The following is an 18,750-nucleotide window of genomic DNA, read 5'->3' as shown; positions in this document are numbered from 1 at the left end:
ACAAATACGATGTTGATAAATGGGGTTTATCCCCATTTTCTTTGAATCTCTCCCATAAGTTCGTTGCACTTTTTTTGATGTGCTATTAATGCTTTGGTAAGCCTATCCTCATCATTCATAATTGGAGCATTGATGACGACAACAATGGTTTCTGCAAGTTGCATTAAAGTCGTAAGTTCTCTATGCTCATCATCATTCCAAGAGTTTTTAATATCAGTTACGCCTTTGTTTTCCATAATGTCCTCAATCTTTTCAAGTGAGGTGTCAAATATGACTCTACTTTCTCTAAGGGTATTTCTTTTTTCTTTAGCTTTTTTTGAGAGTTGTTTCCACACAAGACCCTGCGCTTCCATAGTTTCACAAACAGCTAATACGCTATCATAATATGAATAAGCATCATATTTTTTCTCTTCTGCCTTTGCTGCAAAAACAGAGGCGACTACTGCTATCACTGGTGCAGCTACAATACCACCTAACACCGCAGTGCCACCAGCCATACCAAGCCCACCAGCTGCTAAACTTCCTCCTCCAAGCCAAGCTAATGTCGCATTTGTAGCAGCCACACCGCTTAAAGAAGCTATTGCTGTCCCAGTAGAAGCACTTGCTAATAATCCAACTCCACCATACATACCAAATCCAGTAAGAGCTCCAGCTAATGCTCCACCAGTAAGCCCACCAAGTGCTGTTTCTAGTGAAACGATAGATTGTTGTGTATTCACCAGCCCATCAAATGTCTCTTGCCCCACTATATCTTGTAAATCTGCATTATCTTTAAGATTTAGCCTATCAACAATATCTGCATATCTTTGCAATTCATCCGTTACAATCTGCTCCTGAAGTTGTCCAAGAGACTCGAAACGCTTTTGTGCCTTCGCATTTTGAGAATCTAATCTATCTTGTGCCTCATTAAACTTCTTTTTTGCCCTTTCGTGGTATGTTTCAGCTGTTTGGCTATCATCATAAGCATCAATTGCTTTTTTTACTCCGTATCCAGCTGTCGCAAGTGCAGCCCCTCCTAATAGTATAGGTATTAATGGTAATGGCATTTTGTCTCCTTTAAATTTTTATCTTTGTATTTAGAATCTGAATAAGATTCTAATCTCCTTAATCTATGCGCTCTTTTTCTTGCAATATTTTGCAAGATTGGATATTAAGTTTATAGAATGCCTCTTTGGCGTAATGCTTAAAATATACTCTCTCAAACATCACATCAACCCTACAAATATCTGGACGATTTTGATAAATCCTACATAAATTGCTTTGAGTGTCTAAATATTTACAGATTCCATTACCTAAATCAAAAGATTCTAGCTCTTTAATGCCACTGATATTTTTGCAACACATACCACAATTTGCGCAAGGAAAACTATTTGTCATCAAAATTTATTTGTCCTCCTAAATATTTTCACCTTGTAATATCAAGTTGAAAAACGTATCTTATCAAATTAGAATAAAATTTACCTTATTATAACAAGTTAAAAAATGAACAAAATACAAGATGAATTTATAGACAATGCGTATAGAATCATAGGTTTAAATGTCAAAAAAGCAAGGGAATTAAAAGGTTTAACCCAGCTTGAACTTTCCTTAGCTATAGGGCACAAATCAGTAAGCGTTGTGTCCTGTGCTGAAATCTACCATAAAAGACAACATTTTAATATAGAGCATTTGCTTAAAATCGCTCAAGTTTTAGAAGTCAATATACAAAATTTTTTTGAGGGTTTATAGGAGATTGTAAATCTTTTTATGCTAGACACACTTAATCATCACAAGAAAATATAAAAATAAATAAAAAATTTAAGCAGATTCTATAAATATATTCCTATTCTTTATAAAGAATAGGAATGCAAAAATAAAGAATTTATAAGCGATATTTACGCACCTTGTGGAGATTCAAAAACACTTAGAGGTTTTACCTCTCCCTCATATTTTTTAATATTTACAAGTGCTGTGTGAGCAATGTTGCCATTAGCAAGAGGAGATGTGGGCATATCAAGTGTAAGGACATTAGATGAGCCATTTTTGCACACACTGCCAATTTTGCCCGGCTCTTGTGGGTCATACCACGCTCCCTCACATAATCGCACAACGCCTTGCTTAATCGCATCTGTTACAAAAGCACCAGCTAAAACTTCGCCCCTTTGATTACTCACACTCACAATATCGCCTGTTTTAATACCTTTATCCGCCGCATCTTTAGTATTAATCCAAATTGGCTCTTTATCGGCAATTGCATAATCTTTTCGCAAAGAAGTATTTGCGCATTGAGAATGCAATCGTAACTCGGGGTGAGAGGTGATGAGTGCAAATTCTGCAGGTTTGTTATCCATTCCTAGCCACTCAATAGGCTCAAGCCAAGTGGGGTGTGGAGGGCATTGTGTATAACCAAATTTTTCTATGCTTTTAGAATAAATTTCAATCAAACCAGATTCTGTTCCAAGCGGGTTAAGAATAGGATCTTCGCGAAATTCTGCATAGCGCACGAAACTTTCAGATTCGGCTGGAATCTCAAACCTCAATGGCTCATTTGCCTCCCAAAATTCTTTAAAGCTAGGCATAGTGAGCATAAGCCCCTCGGCTTGTTTTAGGGCTTGATTGTAGAATTCCTCAATCCATTGCATTTCATTTTTACCCTCGTTAAATGTGTCATACACGCCAAAAGCTTTAGCCAAATCACAAAACACTTGATAATCATCGCGTGCTTCAAATTGCTTCTCTACAAGCTGCTTCATTGGCACAATATGCAAATTTGAGTAATCTCCACTCATTGAAATATCATTACGCTCATAACTCGTAGTAATAGGCATTACGATATCAGCAAATCGTGCGGTTGGCGTCCAATAAATCTCATTGACAACAATCGTGCGCGGCTTTTGCCAAGCCTTGATAAGGGTATTTGTGTCTTGATGATGCACAAGCGGATTGCCTCCAGCCCAATAAATAAAATCAATATCGGTATAAGTGATTTTCTTACCATTATGCTCAATGCTCTTGCCCGGATTAAGTAGTGCATCAGAAATGCGCGCAAGAGGGAAGTTATTATCACTCCCCTGCATAAGCCATTCTGCACCGCCACTTCCTACATTACCAAGATTAATTCCGCCAACCACAGGTGCAGTCGCTGTAGGAGAACCGCCATTGCTGTAATGATAAGACAAGCCAAATCCGCCGCCTGGTAATCCAATTTGTCCTATCATACACGCTAGAGTTACTAAGCTCCAATGTGGCTGCTCTCCGTGGTGAGCGCGTTGCATACCCCAGCCAGACATAAGCATAGTGCGGTTATTAAAGAAAAGTTGCGCAAGAGATTCAATTTTTTGAGCAGAAATGCCACAGATTTTAGATGCCCATAAAGCATCTTTGGCAATACCATCAGCTTCACCTAAAAGATAAGATTTAAACTGCTCAAATCCTGTTGTATAGTTTTCTAAAAACTCTTTATCGTATTGATTACTCTTAAACATTGTGTGCATTATGCCAAGCATTAAGGCTACATCTGTATTTGGTAAAGGAGCTAACCACTCCGCGCCCAAATAATCACAAGTCATATTTCGCACTGGATCAATGCTAATAATATGCTTGCCAGACTTTTTAAGCTGCTCAAAAAAATCAAGCCCTGTGCCTTCATTGAGTGTCCAAGCATTGCGTAAAGTAGCCATAGGGTCAGCACCCCAAATCACTACCACTTGGCTATTATCTAACACGCTAGAAAAAGAGGTTTGTTGTTCATATACTTCAATACTTCCCACCACATAAGGCATAATCACCTGTGAAGCACCTGTGGAATAATCTCCACTCACGCCTACATAGCCACCTGCCATACCCATAAATCGCTGTAACAAGATTCTCGCATTATGTAAATTCCCACTGCTTTTCCAGCCATAGCTTCCAGCGAAAACGCCCTCTTTACCCTTTTGCTTATAAGTAGCTTTAAGCTCTTTGGCAATAAGTGCAATAGCCTCATCATAGCTCACTCTCACCCATTCATCAGCCCCGCGTAATTCAGGTTTTGGATTTGCAGGGTTTTCTAAATAAGATTTCCTTACCATAGGATATTGAATACGCGTAGGTGAATAAATTAAATCAGGTATTGTGCTATGGAGCGGGTTAGATACATTATTTTTAAGCGCATTAGTGCTTGAAATAACCTTACCATCTTTTATTTTTGCCTTAAGAACCCCCCAATGAGCCCCCGTAATAACCTCACCATCAAGCACAAGATTCTCACTAAAGCTTTTCACTCCAGATTCTATAACTGCCTTTTTACTCTCCGTATCACAGCCCACAAAAGGCACAAGAGCAAATACGGCTAAACCTTTCCCCATTGCTTGAAGCACTTGTCGTCTACTTAATACATTCATTATTTCTCCTTTGGCATATCTTTAGCATTTTTTTGCAGGTATTGAGACACCAAGTATTCTTGGTCATTATCAAAGCCTACACGCGTTTTCATTGACTTAATCACACTTGGCCACGCATTAGCATTAAATTCTTTAGGTGGATGCAAAGCGTGGCAAATAGAACAATTCGCAAAAAGCTCGTTTGCCTCTTTATAAAGTTGTTCAACGCTTTCAACCAAATGTGCATCATCACTCCATAAATCTACACTTGCAAGCTCCCATTCTTGCTTACTTTCGCTTTCTTTAAAAGTTTCTATACTTTTAAAAGCCACATCTACATTTTTAGAAAATCCCACATTCAAAATCCGCCGATTAGGTGCAAAATACAAAGCCGCTTGATTGCCTACTTGCTTATAGCCTTGAATACGCAAAAGCACTTTATTCCCTTTATGCTCTAGCACATCAACCTTAGCTGTTGGTAAAAGCCTCCCTACAACCTTATTATCACCCTCCTTGTAAAGTGATTTGACTTTGGAAGCATATTTTATCTCGCCTCCGTGTACATATGCAAGCATTGCTGCCATAAATACCATTGCTTTTATAGGCACATTCATTTATCCTCCTTTAAAATAACTTTATTTAAAAATGTAAAATATATTAATTTTGATTAAAATCAACTAAAAAATTGCTAGTTTTCATTATATAAATTTTAATATAAACATTACAGTTCAGGGCTATTTTCTGCCTCTTGGGTATTATTATCTGTAGCATCTGATTGCGTATCTGATTTGCTTTCTTGGGATTGATTCTGCGCGCTCTCATCTTGCATATCAGCACTTTGAGAATCTTGTGCCTCATTTGTCTCTTGTAAATCCTGTGGATTCTGTGGGGCATTATCTTGTGGGCTTGCAATACGATTTGGCTCTACTGCACGAATTTGAGAGGTAATCTTTGCTGCTTTTTGGTCGTCCATTTTGCCCAAAATTTTTGCTATATCTTTAACTTCCATTTGAGAGAGAATCTCAACTGCTTCGGATTCTGGCATATCTGCAAGTATGGCTGCTACTTTAGCCTCTTTCATACCCTTATAAGCTTTGATGATTTTGTCGTCTTTTACCTCTTTAATTTGAGAGAGAATCTCCTCATTTTTGGCAATGAGTTGCTCTATTTCTTGTTGTTTTTGTTCTAAAGCCTGTGTATTTTTTTTATTTTGTTCTTCAATTTCAGCCTTTGATTTTTCTTGCTCCTGCGAAAAAAGCACGATTTTTTGGTCAATCTCTGCCTCTTTGTCTTTAAGTTGACGCTCTTTCTCGTCAAGAAGCACTTGTGTAGCATTTTGAAGCACTTGTAAAGCTTGTTGTCGCTCATCAATCTCATCAAGCTGCGCTTTTACTTCATTTTTACGTGCTTCAAAGATAATACTACAATCAAGAAGTTGAGAATCTGCTCCTAGAGCTATGTTGCAAAAGAATATACTTGCTATTATACTTCCTAGTGCCCTATAATAGATTCTGTATTGCGTGTGATTTATCATATTGCTCTGCCTCCTGCATTATTATAAAGCATTACTGCAATCTCATCAACTTCTAGCTTTTCTTTGTATTTGGCATTTTTTATCATCTCATTATGCTCTTTTTTATCCAAAAAATGAACTTTTTCATACTCAATATTACACTTTTTGTATTGTTCTTGAAGCACTTTTCTATGTGCAAAAAGAGCTTCAAGCTCATTACGGGCAAGACTTATATGAGTTAAAAGCATATTTTTGGTTTCCTCAAACGCCTTGAAAGCATAAAATGTTCCAGCTTGAGGTATTTTAAGCTGCAAAAAATCCTTTTGAAGATTCTCTATTTGTATTTGCTTGTTCACAATTTTACTTTCATTTTGCATCATTGCGAGCTCACATACCTGCATATCTTTTTTACGCAAAGATACAATGGAAGAAAATTTTGTCTTCATAGCTCTCTATCCAAGCATAATCATATCATCGCGCTCTGGGCTTGTAGATACCATAGAAATCTTTACGCCAATAATCTTTTCAAGCTCTTTAATATAATGCTGTGCTTGTGAGGGCAGAGCGTTAAATGTGCGGACACCACAGGTTTTATCCCAACCCACAAACTCCCGATAAATAGGCTTCACATTATCATAATCAGTAGGAATATAATCAATCTGTTTTCCCTCATATTCATAGCCTACACATACTTTCACACGCTCAAATCCATCAAGAACATCAAGTTTCATAATGCTTAAACTCTCGCAACCATTGAGACGACAGGCATAGCGCACTGCAACCGCGTCAAACCACCCGCACCGCCGAGCACGCCCTGTAGTTGTGCCAAATTCTCCACCTGCTTGACGCAACCTTTCACCTATTTCACCATCTTCTTGGGTTGGAAACATACCATTACCAACCCTTGTGCAATACGCCTTTGCAACCCCAATTACACGAGCAATATCACGAGGTGCTAATCCGCTCCCACTACAAGCACCTGAAGCGATTGTTGTTGAACTTGTTACAAAAGGATAAGTGCCGTGGTCAATATCAAGCATACTCCCTTGTGCGCCCTCACATAGAATCTTCTCGCCACGATTTTGCGCTGCCCACAGAAGTTGAGTTGTATCTGTTACAAAAGGCAAAATCTGCGGTGCAATAGATTCTATATGTTCCATTACGCTTTGAACACTTGGTAATTCCACGTTATAGAGAGTTTGAACATATTGTATATGTTGATAGATAGAATCAACCTTCTCTCTCAATTTGTCTAAATTTTTTAAATCCATTAATCGCACACCATTGCGTGAAACCTTATCGCCATAGCAAGGTCCAATCCCTTTACCAGTAGTGCCAATGGCAGCACTTTGTCGGCTTTTTTCTTTTGCAATATCTAATATCTCGTGATAGGGTAAAATAATATGCGCTCTATCACTAATAAAAAGCCGTCCTTGTAAATTCCCAAAGGCTTTGCTTTCGTTTAATAATTGCTCAAGATTAATCACAACGCCATTGCCAATCACATTTTTACATCGCTCATATAAAATGCCAGAGGGCAGTAAATGCAGGGCAATTTTTTTAGAATCCACTACAATGGTATGTCCTGCATTGTGCCCACCTTGATAGCGCACTACATAATCATATTCTCCAGCCAATGCATCAACTACCTTGCCCTTACCTTCATCACCCCATTGAATCCCCACAATCAAATCAGCCATAAATTATCTCCCATTCATAAAATAAAGCTTTAAGATAAGAGGCATTCTACTACCTCATCAGTATAAATTGCAAATCCACACGAAAATTGCTCCTCTACACTATATTTGCCACCTTGTAGTAAGGTTGAATTACCCACAAACATTCTAAAAAATAAATCTTCATAATATGGGCTAGGCGCAAACAAAAGCGGAGAAAAAATGGTTTTTTCATATTCACAATAACTTGCGCATTCAAGCAAACGCTCCAACTCTTCTTTTAAAAATGCAGGTGCGCTCAAAATGGCTTTTTGTAAGTCTTGCTTTGTTTTAATATGCACTAAATCCGCCATATATCCTTCCATTTGGAGTAATTTGCCAACATTTTGCAAGGCAAATACTTCTATATCCACATCACTATGCTTAGCGCATAAAAACGGGATTTTCATATTAGAGATTTGCAAATAAGGAGCAAGATTTAATGTTTGCAAAATGCTCACACCTAAGCACATAACAGGTGAGAGACTTTCTCCACCCAAATATTCTGCACCAATTTGGTGAATTTCAGTAGTAGGGTAGCTAAACACAGGCTGAATATAAAACCATTTCTTATGTGTGCTACTGCGCATAATACGCTTAGTAACAATACGCATTGCATCAAGGGTCGTATCATAGCGCAATCCAATTTGATGGTTGTTTTCACTGCTTAAGCGCACAATCTCACGATTAAACATATCCCCTTGATGCTCTAAGAATGCAAATGAAGGTGTTACAATCTCTCTATAATCATTCTCATAAAATGCTTTAATGGCACAAGATTCTATATCGCGTTTAAGTCTGGCAGACATATCAAAATAAAGCTTGCTTCCTTGCGGCAGTTCGTGCTCTAAAATCACAATGCACCCCTATAAAATTAAAACTTTCTAAAAAAGCTTAGATTATACCATAAAATAATCTTTGATGCGTATTTGCTTGAAAATGCTACACTCACGCATAAATTTCACAATTAAGGACATTAAGTGAAAGTTGCATTACTTATGAGTGGAGGCGTAGATAGCTCCTATTGTGCTCATTTGCTCTCATCGCAGGGCTATGAAGTCATAGGAATCTATCTCAAACTCCACGACAAAAACAAAAAACACGACATTTATATCGCAAACTGCGAGCAAGTTGCCGCACATTTACATATTGACTTTCAAGTGCTTGATTTGCGCGAAGAATTTAAAAAAAGTGTATATGATACATTTGTAAACTCCTACAAAGAAGGTAAAACGCCAAATCCTTGCGCGATTTGTAATCCCTTGATGAAGTTTGGATTAGGGTTACAAAAGGCTTTAGAACTAGGTTGCGATTATATCGCTACAGGACATTATGCACAGATTAAGGAAGTAAATGGCATAAAGCGCATTGCAAAAGCTGTTGATGAAAGCAAAGACCAAAGTTACTTCCTCTATGCCCTGCCTCAAGAAGCTATTGATAGAATCATCTTTCCTCTAGGCGCTCTTCTCAAAGAAGATATTAAAAAAACTGCCCTTGAACTTTTACCTTTTTTGGGCACGCTTCAAACTTATAAGGAATCTCAAGAAATTTGCTTTGTAGAGCAAAGCTATATTGATATTTTAAAACTCCACGACAAAGTAGATAATGAGGGTGTTGTGCGCAATAGTAATGGCAAAGCCATCGGCACACATAAGGGCTATATGCACTATACTATTGGCAAACGCAAAGGTTTTAGTGTTTTTGGTTCGCACGAACCTCACTATGTCAAAGCGATTAATCCACAAAATAATGAAATAGTCGTTGGCACAAAAGAAGAACTTGCTATAGATTCTATAAAAGCTCTTAATAAAAGTCTGCCACAAGCCTTTAATGGAGGAATATATGATGTCAAGGTGCGCTACCGCTCTACACCACTTAAAGCACAAATTGATATACAAGGTGAGTTTATTTATGCAAAACTTTTAGAATCTGCCTATGGCGTAGCACAAGGACAAGCTCTTGTGCTTTATCAAGAAGATTGTGTTTTAGGAGGAGGCGTCATTACACAAGCGCAGTAATAAATATAAAATGAGCACAAATTAACTATTTCTGCGCAATCTTTATTAGGTATAAGACTGCCCTTAGGAGAGCGGTGCGTTAGGTATTACTTAATAGAAGCAAAAATATGCTTATTAAAGTTTAACCCATCAATGCAATGAAATCTTTGATATTCCTAGTATGCCTATTCCCACACATATTATCATTGCTATGCACAAACCTCCAAAAAACCACTTAAGCACAAAAAGTTGATATTCAAATAGCCCAATAAGCACAAGGGCAAAAAGCACATAGCTCAACACTCGCAAAAACGACAAACTCATCTGCGTGCCAATCACAAAACGCGTTGAAAAATTTGGTGTATTTTGCGTGCTATTTGTTTCCTGTTGTTGCACCAAATTTTTATCATCACTTGATGTGAAGGCATCTTGACTCTTTACTCGTTTAAGCAATGTCGCAAAAGAACTAGCTACCACAAATGAAAAGCCTAAAAATCCTGCTTCAAAGCTTGCTAAAGAAGCTATATTTTGCGTAAATGCAATCGCACCGCCTATAAATGCTGTGGTACCAATTATCGCTATACCTTTATACAACACTTTAATAATATTTTCCATTTTGAGAATCTTCATCATCATCGTCTGAACTAGGCTTGTAAGTATAGCGGGGATTATTTGCTAATTCTTGTGCTTCTTTTTGCTGACGTTGATAAGCTTTGTAAAGGTTTAAAATAGCTGCAGCCACACCCCAAAACACCCCAAGCCAAAAAAGCCATTTTATTCCGCTTAGCCTCACTAAACCAATGCCAATGCCAATGCCAAGCAAAATTGCCACTACGATTGAAATACCTACACTTAATTCATTTGCCCCGCGCACAATGGCACTTAAGCGAGGAGGTTTGTCCTCAAGCTGTTTGTAATTATCATTTGTAAGTGCGCTTTCATCTTTGGTTTTAGAATCTTGTGCGCTATCCAATATATCTTTTTGATGGGGCGATTCTTGTTGTGCCTGTTTGTTTTGTATATTCTCACTCATTATTATATCCTAGATTCTATTTCGTGAGTAATCTCCCCAAATACCGCCTTTGCTTTCATAATCACCTCATCAATTATCATTTCATTCATCGCACTACAAATAAAACCAGTCTCAAATTGTGAACAAGCAAAATACACACCTTTATCAAGCATTTTTTGATGGAATCTCGCAAACATTGCAGTATCACTACACTTAGCATCATCAAAGTTTTTTACTTCTTTTTGATTGAAAAAGAAACCAAACATACTTCCCCTACAATCCACTTGTAAGGGAATCTCATATGATTGTGCTGCCTCTTTTAAGCCTTTGATAAGTCGTTTAGCAAGCACCTCAAGATGCTCATACAATGTGGGATTTGCCTTGATTTGCAATAAAGTTGCAAGCCCTGCACTCACTGCAATAGGATTTCCGCTAAGTGTCCCTGCCTGATAAACCCCACCAACAGGAGAAAGCATATCCATAATATCTGCTCTGCCGCCAAAAGCTGCTAAAGGCATACCTCCTCCGATGACTTTGCCATAAGTAACCAAATCTGCTTGCACATCATATAAGCCTATTGCACCCTTAAGCCCAGCTCTAAAGCCACTCATCACCTCATCAATAATTAAAAGTGCATTGTATTCATCACATAATGCCCTCAAATCCTGCATAAACTTTTTATCAGCAGGAACAAATCCCATATTCCCAGCTAAGGCTTCAATAATCACGCACGCTACATTCTTACTTTGCTCAAAACACGCTCTCACAGATTCTATATCATTATATCGTGCCACAAATGTGTGTTTGGTTATATCATTTGGCACACCCGGTGAGCTTGGAGTGCCAAATGTAGCACACCCGCTTCCTGCGGAGACAAGCAAGCTATCAGAATGTCCGTGATAGCAACCCTCAAATTTAATGATGTCATCTTTGTTGCTGTATGCTCTAGCCAAACGCAAAGCACTCATCGTAGCCTCCGTGCCGGAATTTACAAGACGCATTTTCTCTGCACTACCAGATAATGCAATAATTTGTTTAACAAGTGTCGTTTCTTTCTCTGTGGGCGCACCAAAGCTTAACCCATCTTTGATTGCTAGAGACAAAGCAGACTCTATTACTTCATTCGCGTGCCCAAAAATAAGTGGTCCCCAACTTTGCACAAAATCAATATACTCATTGTCATCTTCATCGTAAATGTAAGCACCTTTACCTTTAGCAATAAACCGAGGTGTTCCTCCCACAGAGCCAAATGCCCTCACAGGAGAGTTTACACCCCCGGGAATGACTTGTTTTGCCTCATTGAAATCATTAATGCTTTGCAAAATATCCATTGCATATCCTTTAAAGTGTATTGGTGCATTATAACAAATCCAAAATTCTATATATTCTCTCTCTTATGCTTTTAGGTAGAATCCTTTTAAAAGGGTTACTACTTTGCCCACTTTGACCTAAAAAACACTAAACACAAAAAAATAATTTAAAAATAATTTGTATTTGGTTACAATGGAATCCATTTTACATAAATTTAGGAGAATGCTAATGAAAAAAATTATCGCAGGTATGGTAATTGTAGGCAGTATTGTATGTGCAGCAAGCATTGATGCGACAAAGGCTCAAGTCAAATGGACGGCTTTTAAGACTCCAGCCAAAATAGCAGTAAACGGGACTTTTGATGATGTAAAGTTTAAATTTGGCACACCCAATAAAACACAAAGTCTTGAATCTCAACTCAACAACGCAAGTGCAACTATTGATATTATGAAAGTCAATACTGCTGATGCAGGTAGAGATGAGACTATACGCAAAAGCTTTTTTGACAATTTTAACAAAAAAGAACCCATTAAAGTAACTTTCAAAGACGTCATTGAGGGCAAAAATAAAGGCACGATTTTAGCAAATGTCCGTATGAATGGGAAAACACAAAAAGTGCCTATGCAATATGATGTTAGCGGTGGCAAAATTATAGCAAAAGGTGTATTAGATTTGGGTCTATTTGGACTTGAAAATGCACGCGCAAGTTTGCAAAATGCTGTAAAAGAACTTCACGAAAATCTTACTTGGTCTCAAGTGGAAATTACATTTGAAGCTCCAATTAAATAATTTCTTTATCTAACCTAGCTTATCTGCACTATGATTCTCTTATAAAGTGCGGATAGCTACCCTATTTCAAAAAGCCGCTAACGCTTTTAATCTCTAAATTTACGCTATAATCACACTATTTATTATACAGAATTTGTATCTTTACAAGGAGTCTCTTATGCGTAATCTTTTGCATCTAAACGGGGGGGGGGGCACATAATCGTTCCAAAACAATAAGGATTCTTAAAAGAAAAGGTTTAAAGTTTGCTCTTGCATATAATGCAAGAAAGAAAAAAAGAGTATTTAAGCAAACATCTTTTTATCAACATTTCTTTCAAAAACTAGAGATGTTCTATATTATCTTTGTATCTCATATGCCTCATAAGTTTCATATTTATAAGATTCTAAAAAGATTTCATATTTTAACAACTCATACTCCAACTTTAGTCTTTATCTCTCAACATTATGAGGAGATTATTTCTTGGATAGAATCTAAAGAGTTTAAAGAACAATATGTAGATAAAAATCACCCTTATCCTCCTTTACTTAATCCAGAGAGATTAGCTAAAGATTCTAAGAATCCTTATTCCAATCTAAATTATGAGAGTATCCCCGCAGGAACTGCTTGGGATTTGAATGTGCCGTTGCCTCCATATTATCAGTTTGTGTATTGGGGGAGTCACGGGAGTGGAAGTTCAGGCTTGACAACCTTTTTAGAATATTGTGGAGTAAATCAATGTCCGTGGAAAGGTGTATATGGTGGTAATGGTAAAGAATCTTATCTTTGGTATTTTCATCAATTTACAAAAAACTTTAAGGATTCTACTTTTATTTACCTGCCCATTAGAGAATTTGTAAAAAGTGCAAGTAAATTCTATGCTTTAATCCCCTATAGCAAAGCATTGCTCACAGCTAGAGACCCAATAAGCAATCTCAAATCTTTTGTGCAACTTATTATCCCAAAAGAGGGTTGGGATACAAGAGCGAGCAATCCTATAACAATCACCCTACAATCAAATCCTAATGAAGTATGTCAAAATCTTGTAGGATATTGGAGTATGGATTCAAAAAGCAATTTGCATATAGGAGACGCTCCTTCTTTTGAAACAATATCTTATTTTATTGATACTGAACAATATGCAGGCGCTTTCCACGATACACAGCTTAAAAATGCTTTAATCAATCTCAAAGATTCTGTCATTATAGATATGTCTGAAATTGTAGGAGAAAAAACATTTGATACGATAAAAAGATTATCTAAAGAGTTAGGATTCCCTGCACCAATAGAGGAAGAAAAGGAGAAATTTGCAACTCAAAGAGCCATAGAATATCTAAACTTTTTGCCAATCACATTTCAAGTTGAAATCTCAAAAAGAAAAATTCATATCATCATTCAAGACAATGCTTACAAAACAAATTACCTTAATATTACACCCTTGCTTTTTAATAAACAAGATTGCTTTTATGAAAGAATTATTATCTGCACAACAAAAGAAGATTGGGATATTTTAAAAAAACAAGATATAAAAATGCTAGAGGAAGTCAAAGCTTATTTATTACGCCTCATTTCAAGACTACAGCAACAAAAAGAAATAGAAAATAAAAAGAAGCTTAGCGAATCTCAAGTGTTAGAATATTTGAGAGAACATACATACTTAAGAATAAAGTTTAAACAAATCTTAGATGAACATTTGGCTTATATTAAACAAGAGCGTCCTGACATCGTTGCTTCGTGGAAATATTATCAAGAGTTTGAAAGAATGTGTGCGGAAATGGTGTCAAAGGGGGGACTTGAACCCCCGACCTCCGGCTTATGAGACCAGCGCTCTAAACCAGCTGAGCTACTTTGACCTCTAAACATAGAAAACAAAAGTGCCCATTCTAAGCAAAAAGGAATAAAAAGTCAAGTAACTACATATTCAGTTCAGCTGATTTTGGACATTTTGTTGAATACTTAAAACTTTCTCATAAGCATTTTTATAACGCTGAATAAAATCTTGCACCATAGAATGCTCTACTCCAAAAGCTTTTTGAGCATTAATTTTATGTATATCAGGTGTAGATTCGCTGTGCTTATCTTCTTTGCCTTGATAAAATGCCGTAAAACGATATAAGCTCTGGGCAAGGAGCATTTTTTCAGTCTCGCTCATACCTTCTGTCGCCCATAAAAAAGCTCTATATTCCTCATCACTCATTAATTCAATCACCTTAAGCCCATAAGTGATACGATTTTTATTGCCCTCAATATCCTTGAGTTTAGGTGCTTGTATATCCTGCGCCTCTTTTGTTTCATTTATATTTGAAGCATTTTGTATCTGTGGAGAATCTTCTGTATCTGTGGAATTAATTTGTGGTGGCTCTTCTTGAGTGTTTGTCATATCTGCTTGATTAAAATTTGCTTGGAATTTCACAGAATCATTTTTTATATTATTTCGCGTGGAGTTTGCTTGCATTGCTCCATAATGATTTTGTATCTGATTATTTACTTGCAATCCCTGCTCCTAAGGCTATTTTTGAGTTAAATATATACGTATTTATCAAACCAAGAGAGCAAAAATCGCTCCACAATTTTACTTCTATGAATTTATATTTTTAGGATAGAATCTACTCCACTTGATTCTAAAATATTTTGGGAGACGCTATGGATTTCACACACACACAAGCCCTTGATGAAGAATTTGTGCTTCATACTTACGCACGCGCAAATGTAGCTTTTGTGCGTGGAGAGAATGCACGAATCTTTGACACACAGGGCAATGACTACATTGATTTTGGTGCTGGTATCGGTGTGTGCAGTGTGGGACACGCTAATGCAAAACTCGCCCAAACAATTTATAAACAAGCACAAACCTTGCTCCATACTTCTAATCTCTACTACATACAGCCTCAAGCTAGACTTGCTCAAGAAATTATTACCCTTTATCGCTACAATACACCATATACTGCACCTATGCGTGCTTTTTTTTGTAATTCTGGAGCAGAGGCAAATGAATGTGCTATTAAAATAGCGCGTAAATATGGCAAACCTCGTAATGCGTATAAAATCATCACGCTTGATTCAAGCTTTCACGGACGCACTATCGCTTCACTCAAAGCCACTGCACAAGAAAAAATGCACCAACATTTTGGACCATTTCCTGATGGATTTGTATATGCTAAAAATCTTGATGATGTTATTGCTAAAATTGATGATAGCACTTGTGCAGTCCTTTTAGAGCTTGTGCAAGGTGAAGGTGGTGTCTTGCCTATGGATAAAGAAAAAATCAATACATTAAGCACAATTTTAAAACAAAAGCAGATTCTACTTATGGTAGATGAAGTCCAAAGTGGCGTATTTAGAAGTGGGGAAATCTTTGCCTCAAAAGTGTATGAAATAGACCCTGATGTCATTACAACTGCTAAAGGTTTAGCCGGAGGAGTGCCTATTGGTGCGGTGCTTACAAAACTCACTGATATTTTTGAATATGGCGACCACGGCTCTACTTTTGGAGGAAATTTTCTTAGTTGTGCAGCAGGGCTTGAAACACTTGCTATACTTAATGAACTTTACAATAATGGCACATTACAACGCACTATTACACTCTTTCACGCAGAACTTGATGCACTTGTAGTAGATTTTGCTGATATTTTTAGTCATAAAGTTGGATTGGGACTTATGTGTGGGCTTTATACACGCAATCCTGATATGCAACAAGAGATTATTGCACAAGCACTCAAACATTATGTGATTGTCCTCAAATCAGGTAAGGGCGTAGTGCGATTTCTACCGCCACTCACCATTACGCAAGAAGAGATAAAAGAAGGATTTGCTAGAGTGCGTAATGCCCTTAAAACCTTATAAAATGCCGCCCATTCCCTTTAGCACCTTTATGAAAAAAAGTCTTTATGGACAAAATGGATATTATACAAATCCTCATAGAGTAGGCAAAAGCGGGGATTTTTATACATCAGTGAGCGCAAGTAAATTCTTTGGTGGCGCGATTGCTTCTTATATACTCAATTTGGTTGAAAAAGGACATTTAAATCTTCCTTTACGTATCGTAGAAATTGGTGCAAATAACGGCTATTTACTCGGTGATGTAGCGCTTTTTCTTGATGCTTTAAGCACTCATTTTTTGCGTGATTGCGAATTTGCTACCATAGAACCATTACCAAGCCTAAGAGAAGCGCAAAAATCACATTTTTCTACGCTTAGATTCTCTACAAATATTTCTTTTAATGCCTTTGAAACCCTGCCTTTGCCCGAAAAATCTTCAGATATTTTCATTTTAAGCAATGAACTCTTTGATAGCATTGCCTGCGATGTTATGCAAGATAAAAAAATACTCTATATCACGCAAGAAGAGAAAAACTGGCAAGGTTTATGGCAAGAGATAGATACAAACCCTTTACCATCGCAAAGTGCTGTGCTTTTAAATCTTTTAAAAAATAATCCTATGCCTTATAAACAAGAAATTTTACCCCACTGGATACCGCTCATTGAGCAGCTCTCATACATTGCAAAAGCCCACAAAAAAAGCTATTTTCTTACCTTTGATTATGGAACAAAGAATCTTACCAATCCACTCTCTTATAATCCAAGATTCTATCATTCTCACGCAGTTATGAGCCTCAAAGATATTTTAGGACAAAACATCAATTTCTACTCACTCTATCAAAATGCAGATATTACTTATGATGTAGATATTTCACTCTTAAATATACTTTTCTCTCATTATGGCTTTGAGCTTGTATTTGAAGACTACCAAGCCAAAGTGCTTATTGAACAAATGGGTATTCTTTCACTTTTAGAATCATTTGAACGCGCTCAAGGCTTTGCTACATATCTCAAAGAGATTCACAAAGTGAAAACATTGCTCCACACAATGGGAGGAAGATTTATGGGAATATGTTACAAATTGTGCAATACAACCCTTTAATTTAAATATAAAAATAGAAACAAAGCTTTTGTATAGTAAAGTATTAAGCTTAAAAATCTAAATAGGGGGGGGGGCATAAAATGAAAAAATCCCTAAGTACCAAACTCGTTAGCATCATCTTGCTCATTTTTATTATTCTTATTTCTACGGTAAGTTTCTTCAATTATAAAAATGCATCACAAGATGCTAGTGATGTTTATAAGGGCTTACAACAACTCGCCTTAAGCTCTTCTTTTACCACTATAAACATCACGATGAATATTGAAGCCCAACAACATTTACAAGCAATAGCAAAATATCTCCAACAAATTGATGAAAGCAACGTTTTAGCTCAAAGAAGAGTATTATTTAATGTCGCTGAGATTGTGCAATATCCCTCCGTATATATTACCTATGAAAGCACAGGAAAAACGCTTACTGAAGACTTTGATGAAAATCCAACTCTTAGAATCTCAAATGATTGGGATAATAAACCTGATTTAAGAGAACGTGATTGGTATGTGCAAACAAAAAAACTCAATGCACCCATAGTAACTCCCACCTATGAATCTCAAGAAGGCAAATATAAAGGCAAAACTCTAGCCACAGCGACAATGCCCTACTATAAAAATGGGCAATTTGCAGGTGTAATTGGAATAGATATATTTGTAGATAGCTTCCAAGAGAGATTTAAAAACTTTAAACGCCCGGAACTTCCAAGTATGGAGGTTTTTATCGCAGATAGTTCGGGGCATATATTCTCTCGAGAAAAACCACTTAAAACCAATACTTCTGGTCTCATGCCTTTAGAATCTGCTCTTAGTCAAGCCTTAAAAAAGAAAAAAGAAGATATCCTTGAGTTTAATAATTATGGAATCTCACAAATTGCTTATTATAAACAATTTCCTTTTGGTTGGACAATTGTTGTGAGTGCGGATAAACAAGACTATGAAGAAGCAACCAATAAGAATCTTATTTTTACTTCTTTACTTACTTTAGCTTTGCTTGCTATTGGCACAGTTCTGCTCTTTATTATTGTTAAATCCTATCTTAATCCTATTAATAACATCAAACAAGGACTTCTTGCTTTCTTCTCTTATCTCAACCACGAACGCAAAGATGCACCACAACCTCTTAAGATTGTTGCTCAAGATGAATTAGGTGAAATGGGTAATGCTATTAATGATAATATTCAA

General features: G+C 36.9%; 19 protein-coding genes and 1 tRNA gene. 7 read left to right on the top strand and 13 right to left on the bottom strand.

The window, feature by feature from the left end:
* Positions 1–26: 26 nt before the first annotated feature.
* Both LS66_RS02460 and LS66_RS02455 read right to left on the bottom strand, forming a co-directional pair.
* Complete coding sequence (locus LS66_RS02460; protein ID WP_034365227.1) at positions 27–1,046, bottom strand: hypothetical protein; 1,020 nt, start codon at positions 1,044–1,046, stop codon at positions 27–29.
* A 58-nt stretch (positions 1,047–1,104) separates the two neighbouring features.
* Positions 1,105–1,377, bottom strand: a complete 273-nt coding sequence (locus LS66_RS02455; RefSeq protein WP_034365230.1) for a YkgJ family cysteine cluster protein — start codon at positions 1,375–1,377, stop codon at positions 1,105–1,107.
* Positions 1,378–1,482: 105 nt separating this feature from the next.
* On the opposite strand from LS66_RS02455, the gene LS66_RS02450 reads away from it, so the two are divergent.
* Complete coding sequence (locus LS66_RS02450; RefSeq protein ID WP_034365233.1) at positions 1,483–1,728, top strand: helix-turn-helix domain-containing protein; 246 nt, start codon at positions 1,483–1,485, stop codon at positions 1,726–1,728.
* Between the two features lie 146 nt (positions 1,729–1,874).
* On the opposite strand, the gene LS66_RS02445 is transcribed toward LS66_RS02450, so the two are convergent.
* The 6 genes from LS66_RS02445 to LS66_RS02420 all read right to left on the bottom strand — a co-directional run bounded on the left by LS66_RS02445 (position 1,875) and on the right by LS66_RS02420 (position 8,425).
* A complete protein-coding gene (locus tag LS66_RS02445) occupies positions 1,875–4,361 on the bottom strand; it encodes a molybdopterin guanine dinucleotide-containing S/N-oxide reductase (protein ID WP_034365237.1) in 2,487 nt (828 codons plus the stop codon).
* Positions 4,361–4,954 (bottom strand): heme-binding protein, encoded by a 594-nt coding sequence (locus LS66_RS02440; RefSeq protein ID WP_011115791.1) that lies wholly within the window; start codon positions 4,952–4,954, stop codon positions 4,361–4,363. Before LS66_RS02440 ends, LS66_RS02445 begins: the two co-directional genes overlap by 1 nt.
* A gap of 107 nt (positions 4,955–5,061) precedes the next feature.
* Complete coding sequence (locus tag LS66_RS02435) at positions 5,062–5,874, bottom strand: MotE family protein (RefSeq protein WP_052057282.1); 813 nt, start codon at positions 5,872–5,874, stop codon at positions 5,062–5,064.
* Positions 5,871–6,299, bottom strand: coding sequence for a flagellar export protein FliJ (locus tag LS66_RS02430; protein ID WP_034365240.1), 429 nt, complete (start codon positions 6,297–6,299; stop codon positions 5,871–5,873). Before LS66_RS02430 ends, LS66_RS02435 begins: the two co-directional genes overlap by 4 nt.
* Positions 6,300–6,305: 6 nt before the next feature.
* The gene (locus LS66_RS02425; protein ID WP_011115794.1) at positions 6,306–7,553 is read right to left on the bottom strand and encodes an adenylosuccinate synthase; all 1,248 of its coding nucleotides are present in this window, start codon (positions 7,551–7,553) and stop codon (positions 6,306–6,308) included.
* Positions 7,554–7,582: 29 nt separating this feature from the next.
* Positions 7,583–8,425 carry an ATP phosphoribosyltransferase regulatory subunit gene (locus tag LS66_RS02420; RefSeq protein ID WP_011115795.1) on the bottom strand — a complete coding sequence of 281 codons (843 nt, stop codon included), beginning with the start codon at positions 8,423–8,425 and terminating at the stop codon, positions 7,583–7,585.
* A 123-nt stretch (positions 8,426–8,548) separates the two neighbouring features.
* Between LS66_RS02420 and mnmA the strand changes: the two genes are divergently transcribed.
* Positions 8,549–9,586 (top strand): tRNA 2-thiouridine(34) synthase MnmA, encoded by a 1,038-nt coding sequence (gene mnmA, locus LS66_RS02415; RefSeq protein ID WP_201273646.1) that lies wholly within the window; start codon positions 8,549–8,551, stop codon positions 9,584–9,586.
* A gap of 129 nt (positions 9,587–9,715) precedes the next feature.
* On the opposite strand, the gene LS66_RS02410 is transcribed toward mnmA, so the two are convergent.
* The 3 genes from LS66_RS02410 to hemL are packed head-to-tail and all read right to left on the bottom strand — an operon-like array spanning position 9,716 to position 11,908.
* Positions 9,716–10,180: a hypothetical protein gene (locus LS66_RS02410; protein WP_034365244.1), complete on the bottom strand. Its 465-nt coding sequence runs from the start codon at positions 10,178–10,180 to the stop codon at positions 9,716–9,718.
* Positions 10,164–10,598, bottom strand: coding sequence for an AtpZ/AtpI family protein (locus LS66_RS02405; RefSeq protein WP_034365247.1), 435 nt, complete (start codon positions 10,596–10,598; stop codon positions 10,164–10,166). Before LS66_RS02405 ends, LS66_RS02410 begins: the two co-directional genes overlap by 17 nt.
* Positions 10,599–10,600: 2 nt before the next feature.
* Positions 10,601–11,908, bottom strand: coding sequence for a glutamate-1-semialdehyde 2,1-aminomutase (gene hemL, locus LS66_RS02400; RefSeq protein WP_034365250.1), 1,308 nt, complete (start codon positions 11,906–11,908; stop codon positions 10,601–10,603).
* Between the two features lie 208 nt (positions 11,909–12,116).
* On the opposite strand from hemL, the gene LS66_RS02395 reads away from it, so the two are divergent.
* Both LS66_RS02395 and LS66_RS10445 read left to right on the top strand, forming a co-directional pair.
* Entirely contained in the window at positions 12,117–12,677 is a 561-nt protein-coding gene (locus LS66_RS02395; RefSeq protein WP_034365253.1) for a YceI family protein, read from the top strand.
* A gap of 326 nt (positions 12,678–13,003) precedes the next feature.
* Positions 13,004–14,473, top strand: a complete 1,470-nt coding sequence (locus LS66_RS10445; protein WP_138091860.1) for a DUF2972 domain-containing protein — start codon at positions 13,004–13,006, stop codon at positions 14,471–14,473.
* Here LS66_RS10445 and LS66_RS02385 read toward each other — a convergent pair.
* A tRNA-Met gene (locus tag LS66_RS02385) sits at positions 14,430–14,507 on the bottom strand. The genes LS66_RS10445 and LS66_RS02385 overlap by 44 nt on opposite strands.
* Positions 14,508–14,575: 68 nt before the next feature.
* On the bottom strand, positions 14,576–15,148 hold the full coding sequence (locus LS66_RS02380; protein WP_138091845.1) for a hypothetical protein: 573 nt from the start codon (positions 15,146–15,148) through the stop codon (positions 14,576–14,578).
* A 149-nt stretch (positions 15,149–15,297) separates the two neighbouring features.
* Here LS66_RS02380 and LS66_RS02375 point away from each other — a divergent pair, with 149 nt between their 5' ends.
* The 3 genes from LS66_RS02375 to LS66_RS02365 all read left to right on the top strand — a co-directional run.
* Positions 15,298–16,497 (top strand): aspartate aminotransferase family protein, encoded by a 1,200-nt coding sequence (locus LS66_RS02375; RefSeq protein WP_011115809.1) that lies wholly within the window; start codon positions 15,298–15,300, stop codon positions 16,495–16,497.
* Positions 16,478–17,575: an SAM-dependent methyltransferase gene (locus tag LS66_RS02370; RefSeq protein ID WP_081947991.1), complete on the top strand. Its 1,098-nt coding sequence runs from the start codon at positions 16,478–16,480 to the stop codon at positions 17,573–17,575. The genes LS66_RS02375 and LS66_RS02370 overlap by 20 nt, the downstream gene beginning before the upstream one ends.
* Before the next feature lie 80 nt (positions 17,576–17,655).
* On the top strand, positions 17,656–18,750 hold a 1,095-nt coding region (locus LS66_RS02365; RefSeq protein WP_201273645.1), incomplete at its 3' end, for a cache domain-containing protein.

The organism is Helicobacter sp. MIT 03-1614, from assembly GCF_000762925.2.
In the GTDB taxonomy this organism is placed as follows: domain Bacteria; phylum Campylobacterota; class Campylobacteria; order Campylobacterales; family Helicobacteraceae; genus Helicobacter_C; species Helicobacter_C hepaticus.
The sequence above is the reverse complement of the archived record's forward strand: the minus strand, read 5'-3'. Positions and strand labels throughout refer to the sequence as shown.